This is a genomic window from Pseudomonas sp. P7759 (genome assembly GCF_013386445.1).
In the GTDB taxonomy this organism is placed as follows: Bacteria; Pseudomonadota; Gammaproteobacteria; order Pseudomonadales; family Pseudomonadaceae; genus Aquipseudomonas; species Aquipseudomonas azotoformans_A.
Genome location: NZ_JACART010000064.1, coordinates 1 through 7,410 on the forward strand (window position 1 = coordinate 1; position 7,410 = coordinate 7,410).

At 59.6% G+C, this 7,410-nt stretch carries 6 protein-coding genes and 1 pseudogene; 6 read left to right on the forward strand and 1 reads right to left on the reverse strand.

The window, feature by feature from the left end:
• Window positions 1-348 (forward strand): extracellular solute-binding protein (locus HX823_RS29670; RefSeq protein WP_177078173.1); only part of this gene is annotated, 348 nt, incomplete at its 5' end.
• An 84-nt stretch (window positions 349-432) separates the two neighbouring features.
• Here the strand turns inward: HX823_RS29670 and HX823_RS29675 are convergent.
• Window positions 433-1,218: a helix-turn-helix transcriptional regulator gene (locus HX823_RS29675; RefSeq protein ID WP_177078175.1), complete on the reverse strand. Its 786-nt coding sequence runs from the start codon at window positions 1,216-1,218 to the stop codon at window positions 433-435.
• Window positions 1,219-1,417: 199 nt separating this feature from the next.
• On the opposite strand from HX823_RS29675, the gene HX823_RS29680 reads away from it, so the two are divergent.
• From HX823_RS29680 to HX823_RS29700, 5 genes and pseudogenes are all read left to right on the forward strand, one after another.
• On the forward strand, window positions 1,418-2,782 hold the full coding sequence (locus tag HX823_RS29680; protein WP_177078177.1) for an APC family permease: 1,365 nt from the start codon (window positions 1,418-1,420) through the stop codon (window positions 2,780-2,782).
• Between the two features lie 9 nt (window positions 2,783-2,791).
• Window positions 2,792-3,740, forward strand: a pseudogene (locus HX823_RS29685) (P1 family peptidase).
• 366 nt (window positions 3,741-4,106) lie between these two features.
• Window positions 4,107-5,540, forward strand: coding sequence for a serralysin family metalloprotease (locus tag HX823_RS29690; protein ID WP_177078179.1), 1,434 nt, complete (start codon window positions 4,107-4,109; stop codon window positions 5,538-5,540).
• A 49-nt stretch (window positions 5,541-5,589) separates the two neighbouring features.
• Window positions 5,590-5,958, forward strand: a complete 369-nt coding sequence (locus tag HX823_RS29695) for an AprI/Inh family metalloprotease inhibitor (protein WP_177078181.1) — start codon at window positions 5,590-5,592, stop codon at window positions 5,956-5,958.
• A gap of 103 nt (window positions 5,959-6,061) precedes the next feature.
• Window positions 6,062-7,410 (forward strand): type I secretion system permease/ATPase (locus tag HX823_RS29700; protein WP_177078183.1); only part of this gene is annotated, 1,349 nt, incomplete at its 3' end.

The window sequence follows — 7,410 nt, forward strand, 5'->3', positions numbered from 1 at the left end:
AAGGAAGCCAAGAATGGCGTCAAAATTGGCTATCAGATCCCCAAAGAAGGCGCCGCCATCTGGTTCGACATGGTCGCCATGCCCGCCGACGCTCCGGATGAAAAGGCCGGCTATGCCTTCATGAATTACCTGCTGGAGCCGCAGGTCATGGCGGATATCACCAATTCTGTGCACTACGCCAATGGCAATAGCGCGGCGGACAGCTTGGTGGATCCCGAGATCAAGGCGGATACCAAGATCTACCCGAGTGAGGAAATGATGGGCAAGTTGTTTGCGCTGGAAGCGATGCCATTGAACATCGACCGGGTGCGCACGCGGGTGTGGAACGCCATTCGTACCGGGCGCTGAAGGCCTGTTCTAAATTGTGGTGAGCGGGCTTTCTGTGGTGAGCGGGCAAGCCTGCTCACCACACCACAGCAGCCCACACACGGCTCAGGGGTGTTCCAGGTCATGCCCCAACGACTGGATAAACAACGAAAACAGCTCTGGCTGTGACGAAATATCCAGCTTGGCGTACAGATGCCGACGGTGCACCTTCACCGTGTCCGGCGAGATACTCAGCCGCTCGGCCATGGCTTTGGACGAGAACCCGCGCAACACCAACCGGGCGATTTCCAGCTCGCGGTCCGACAGCACACCACAACCGAACTGGCTCAACGCGTCCCTGATCTGACTGTCCATCGCCGGCGCACGCTGGGTGCTTTGCTGCCAGTGTTGCTGCATCAACGGCAATACCCAGGCGGCCACAGTGGTCATCAGCCCGGTCTCATCAAAACTGAAACGCCGCTGCATGCCCAACGACAGCGACAACGTCCCCGCGCCCGGCAATTGCAGAATGAATTGCACCTCGTCTTCCAGCACGTTGTCGTGGAAGTAGTTGAGGAAGTATTCGCTCTGGCGAAAATGATCCGGTGCCACTTCTTCCAGGCGGTACACGCCGCTGGCATAGCCCTCGCGACAGGCCTGGAAAAACGGGTCGAGCAAATACAAGCCATTGAGGTACACCAGCATCGACGCCGGTTTGCTGCTGGGCTGGGCGTCGTATTCTTCGAGGGCCTGGGGCGGGCCATCCACCGGGTAGAAGATCGCCAGGGCGTTATCGAACGGCAGGCACTGGTGCAGCAACAACACCAACTGTTTCCAGAAATGCTCGGTGCCGATGTGTGCAATGGTGCGGCCCAGGCCGGCGTGCATGCCGACTTCGCGAAACAGGCTCATGTGGCAGGCTCCCACCCGCAAAAGATCGGCCAAGGGTTCGGCTTTTGCCGTGCGGCGTCAAGGGGAGTACGCCAATAGGGGAATTGGCTGACATGAACGCCCTGTTTATGGTTGCCATCATTCAGCGGGAAACATATCCCGCGATATTCAGACGTTTCGTTTCTGCCTCACACCAAGAACAACGACAGAGGATAACGATATGAGCACTTCCCCCACGCCTGACGGCGTACTGAAACCCACCTTGAGTGTCTTTGATGTGGTCGCCATCACCGTGTCGGCGGTGACTCCGGCCAGTTCCGTGTTTGTGATTGCGCCCTTTGCCATCCAGCAGGCCGGCAGCGGCGTGTTCCTGGCATTTGTGATGGCCGGCTTGCTCGCGCTGATGTTTGCCTTTTGCTACGCCGAGTTGGGCCGCGCCCACAACAGCGCCGGGGGCGAGTATGTGTACGCCAAGCGCGTGTTTGGTGGTATGGCCGGTTATGCGACGTTCCTGACGGTACTGGTGATGTTGCTGTTTATCCCGCCGGTACTCGCCACAGGCGCCGCGACTTATCTGAATAACGCCTTGGGCACGAAGTTCGACTCCCAGACCGTCGCGCTGGTAATCGTGGTGTGCAGCTACGCCTTGGGCATCCTCAATATCAAGCTCAATGCCTGGATCACCGGCACCTGCCTGCTGCTGGAAGTGGCGGCGCTGCTGGTGATTGTGGTGATCGGCTTTGGCAACCCGGTGCAATCGGCCAGTGTGTTGTTCCAGCCGCAGATCGTCGAAAACGGCGTGCTGCACCTGGCGCCGTGGGCGCTGGTGATCGGCGCGGTGGGTATCGGTCTGTTTTCCTACAACGGCTATGGGCCGGCGGTGTTGCTGGCTGAGGACATGAAATGCGGCGGCAAAGGCGTGCATAAGGCAGTGCTGTGGTCCTTGGGCCTGGTGGTGATCATCGAACTGGTGCCGATCACCGCGCTGTTGATCGGTGCGCCATCGCTGAGTGAGATGATCAGCAGCCCGGACCCTATCGGCTACCTGTTGACCAGCCACGGTAATGAAACCTTGTCGCGGCTGGTCAGCGCCGGGATCTTCCTGTCGGTGTTCAATGCGATTGTCGCCATCGTGATCCAGATCGGCCGCGTGGTGTTCAGCAGCGGGCGCGATGCGCTGTGGACGCCGAGCATCAACAAACTGTTCACACGTATTCATCCACGCTGGGATTCGCCCTGGTTGGCTACGCTGTTCCTGGCGATTCCTTCGGCGCTGTTGAGTTTCAGCTCCAACCTGGCCGACCTCACTTCGTTCAGCGTGTTGCTGATCATGCTGGTGTACCTGGTGGTGGCGCTGAGTGCGTTGATGAGCCGCGTGCTGCTGCGTGATCGCGAGCATCCCTATCGCATGCCGCTGTGGCCGCTGCCGGCGTTGGTTGCGGTACTCGGGGCGGGTTATCTGTTGGTCACCCTGGTGGCGGCGGCTTCGATCCGCGACATCATGATCATCATCGGTTTGCTGGCGCTGTCGGTGATTCTGTATTGCATCAGTGGCCGGTTGAGTCCGGTCTTCCAGAAATTGTAAGGAGTGGTTATGCGCGCACGTCAATTGGGCATCACGTTGGGGCTCGGCACGCCCGGTGAATGGAACGCCATTACCGATGTGCCCGGTGTCCGGGTCGGGCACAGCACGATCAAGACGCTGGTCGACGGCAAGCACGTGCGTACTGGCGTCAGTGTGATCCAACCCCGCGCCGGCGAAGCCCGCCAGCAACCGTGCTTCGCCGGCTATCACGTGCTCAATGGCAATGGCGACGCCACTGGCCTTGAGTGGATCAACGAGGCGGGGCTGTTGACCACCCCGTTGGCCATCACCAACACCCACAGCATCGGCATTGTGCGCGACAGCCTGATCGCCCTGGAGCGCGAGCGCCTGGCGGACCCGGCGGTGTACTGGTGCATGCCAGTCGTGATGGAAACCTATGACGGCCTGCTCAATGACATTTGGGGCCAGCATGTCGGCCCCGAGCATGTGCGCGAAGCCGTGGACAACGCCGAAACCGGCCCGGTGCAGGAAGGCGCGGTCGGCGGCGGCACGGGCATGATCTGCCATGAATTCAAAGGCGGCATCGGCACGGCCTCGCGGCGCTTGCCNNGTGATCCTGGCCACCGACGCGCCGCTGTTGCCACACCAATGCCAGCGCCTGGCGCAACGCGCGTCCATCGGCATCGCGCGTACCGGCGGCGGCACCGAGGATTCCAGCGGTGACCTGTTCCTGGCCTTTGCCACGGGTAACCAGGATCTGCCGCCAGCGGATTATGGACGCAAGGGGTTGCCATTCAGCAGCACGTTGCAGATGGTCAACAACGACCATATTTCGCCGCTGTTCAGCGCGGCGGCGGAGGCGGTGGAAGAGGCGATCATCAATGCGATCCTGGCCGGGGAGAGCATGCTCACCGATCAAGGTGTGCAGGTACCCGGATTAGACGGTGAAACGCTGTTGGCGGTATTGCACAAGACGGGTTGGAGTGTGTCCCGGTAATAGGGGGCACCTTAAGTTATTAATACAAGTAGTGGCTGTTTAATGTTGCTAATGACACCCTGCCAATATATTGGATCCATTAAATGGCGACGCCGCTCTACTTGAGCGGCGTTAGTGCTATTTAATATTTAAATATGAGCCAGCTGTTTTTTGTCGGACAAAAGCACTGCCACCCAATAAACACGGCACAGGACTTAATTAAGTTGTTGTTCGAGTGGTTTAGAGTGCTGGAAAAGATGTAGACGAAAGATTTCAAGTTGTGTCAGTTTTCTTACGCCTTCAAAAGAGGCGAGTGATAGGACGATCTCGCCCGCGAGGTTCCTATCGAACAAAGACTGATGCACTTGCAAACAAGGAAGTACGTTTATGTCAAAAGTAAAAGACAAGGCTATCGTGTCGGCGGCGCAAGCCAGCACCGCTTACTCGCAAATCGATAGCTTCAGCCACCTTTATGACCGTGGCGGCAACCTCACGATCAATGGCAAGCCCTCCTATACCGTTGACCAGGCAGCTACCCAGCTGCTGCGCGACGGCGCCGCGTACCGGGACTTTGACGGCAACGGCAAGATCGACCTGACCTACACCTTCCTGACGTCGGCCTCTTCGAGCACCATGAACAAACATGGCATCTCGGGCTTCAGCCAATTCAACGCCCAGCAGAAGGCACAGGCCGTATTGGCCATGCAATCCTGGGCGGACGTGGCCAACGTCACCTTCACCGAGAAAGCCACGGGCGGTGACGGCCACATGACCTTCGGCAACTACAGTAGCGGCCAGGACGGCGCGGCGGCCTTCGCCTACCTGCCCGGCACCGGCGCAGGCTACGACGGCACCTCGTGGTACCTGACCAACAACAGCTACACGCCGAACAAGACCCCGGACCTGAACAACTACGGCCGGCAGACTCTGACCCACGAAATCGGCCACACCCTGGGCCTGGCGCACCCTGGCGACTACAACGCGGGGAACGGCAACCCAACCTACAACGACGCGACCTATGGACAGGACACGCGCGGCTACAGCTTGATGAGCTACTGGAGCGAGAGCAACACCAACCAGAACTTCAGCAAAGGCGGCGTCGAAGCCTACGCGTCCGGCCCGCTGATCGATGACATCGCAGCGATCCAGAAGCTCTACGGCGCCAACTACAACACCCGCGCCGGTGACACCACCTACGGCTTCAACTCCAACACCGGGCGTGATTTCCTCAGCGCCACCTCGAATGCCGACAAGCTGGTGTTCTCGGTGTGGGACGGCGGTGGCAACGACACCCTGGACTTCTCCGGCTTCACCCAGAACCAGAAGATCAACCTCAATGAAGCGTCGTTCTCCGACGTTGGCGGCCTGGTGGGCAACGTGTCCATCGCCAAGGGCGTGACCATCGAGAACGCCTTCGGCGGCGCCGGCAATGACTTGATCATCGGCAATAACGCGGCCAACGTGATCAAGGGTGGGGCCGGCAACGACATCATCTACGGCGGCGGCGGTGCGGACCAACTATGGGGCGGCGCAGGCAACGACACCTTTGTGTTCGGTGCCAGTTCCGATTCCAAGCCGGGCGCTGCGGACAAGATCTTTGACTTTACCTCCGGTTCCGACAAGATCGACCTGTCCGGCATCACCAAGGGCGCAGGCCTGACCTTCGTCAATGCCTTCACCGGACATGCCGGCGATGCTGTACTGACCTATGCCGCAGGCACCAACCTGGGCACGTTGGCAGTGGACTTCTCCGGGCACGGCGTGGCGGACTTCCTCGTCACCACCGTCGGCCAGGCAGCCGTCAGCGACATCGTGGCGTAATGCACGGGCGCGGCGCTTCGGCGCCGCGCTTTAGCGATGGAGCGTGAAGATGCAGCGTTTATTCAAAGTGATCACCGGCGTGTTGCAGGTGATGTTCGTATCGGCAGGAGCCCACGTGATGGCGAGCAGTCTTGTATTACCCACCAGCGCCCAGTTGGCTGGTCACTGGCAATTGCACCAGCAGGATCAGGTGTGCGCACTGGACCTGCTGGAACAGGCGAATGCGTTGGGCGGCGACGTCGCCTGTGCCGCGCAATGGCTCGGTGAAAAACCCCTGACCTGGACGCCGACACCGGATGGCATCTGGCTGATGAATGCCGAAGGCAGCGGCATTACCCACCTCAACCGAGAGCAAGAGGGCGAATATAAAGGTCGCACGCCCACCGGCCTGGAAGTTGTATTGCAGCGGACACCTTAGTTACAGTTATAAGCCTATAACGTGAATGTCTTAGTTGGCCGCTCCGTCATTCGGGGTTGGGGCAACTATTGCGTGAAATTTGTTTCAGGGAAGATCAGAAACCATGGCGAAGTCCCATGCCGTCGCGCCGTTATTCAAGGCGTTGGGTGAGTACAAAAGTATCTTGATCAGTGTGGGTTGTTTCACCGCACTGATTAACCTGCTGATGCTGGTGCCATCGATTTACATGCTGCAAGTGTATGACCGCGTGCTGTCCTCCCAGAATGAAACCACCCTGGTGATGTTGACGCTGATGGTCGTCGGCTTCTTTGCGTTTATTGGCACGCTTGAGGTGATCCGCAGCTTTATCGTGATCCGTATCGGCAGCCAGTTGGAGCGGCGTTTCAACCTGCGCGTGTACAAGGCCGCCTTCGAACGCAACTTGAAAAGCGGGCAGGGGCATGCCGGGCAATCCCTGGGCGATTTGACCCACATCCGCCAATTCATCACCGGGCCGGCGCTGTTCGCGTTTTTCGATGCGCCGTGGTTTCCGATCTACCTGTTTGTGATCTTCCTGTTCAACGTGTGGCTCGGCGTATTGGCCACGGCGGGCGCGGCACTGTTGATCGGCCTCGCCTGCCTGAACGAATACCTGACCAAAAAACCGTTGGGCGAGGCCAGTGGTTATTCCCAGCAATCCACGCAACTGGCCACCAGCCACTTGCACAACGCCGAGACCATCCAGGCCATGGGCATGCTCGGTGCGCTGCGCCAGCGCTGGTTTGCGGTGCATTCGCAGTTTCTCGGTTTACAAAACAAGGCCAGTGACACCGGCTCGGTGGTGACGTCTTTGAGCAAATCCCTGCGCCTGTGCCTGCAATCGCTGGTGCTGGGCCTGGGGGCGTTGCTGGTGATCAAGGGCGATATGACCGCCGGGATGATGATCGCCGGTTCCATCCTGATGGGCCGGGTGCTCAGCCCCATCGACCAGTTGATTGCGGTGTGGAAGCAATGGAGTTCGGCCAAGCTGGCCTACCAGCGGCTGGATGATTTGTTGCGTGAATTTGCGCCGGAAGTCGAGCAGATGAAACTGCCGGCGCCCAAGGGCCAGATCAGCTTCGAACAGGTGAGCGCAGGCCCACCTGGGCGGCGGGTGGCGACCTTGCATCAAGTCAGTTTCAACCTCGGCGCAGGTGAAGTGCTCGGCGTTCTGGGTGCATCAGGCTCCGGCAAATCCACGCTGGCCCGTGTGCTGGTGGGCGTGTGGCCGACGCTGGCCGGGACGGTGCGCCTGGATGGCGCGGACATCCACCGCTGGGACCGCGAGGACCTCGGCCCCCACATCGGCTATCTGCCCCAGGACATCGAACTGTTCAGCGGCAGCATCGCTGACAACATCGCGCGTTTTCGCGAGGCTGATCCCGAACTTGTAGTACATGCCGCGCAGCAGGCTGGCGTGCATGAGCTGATCCT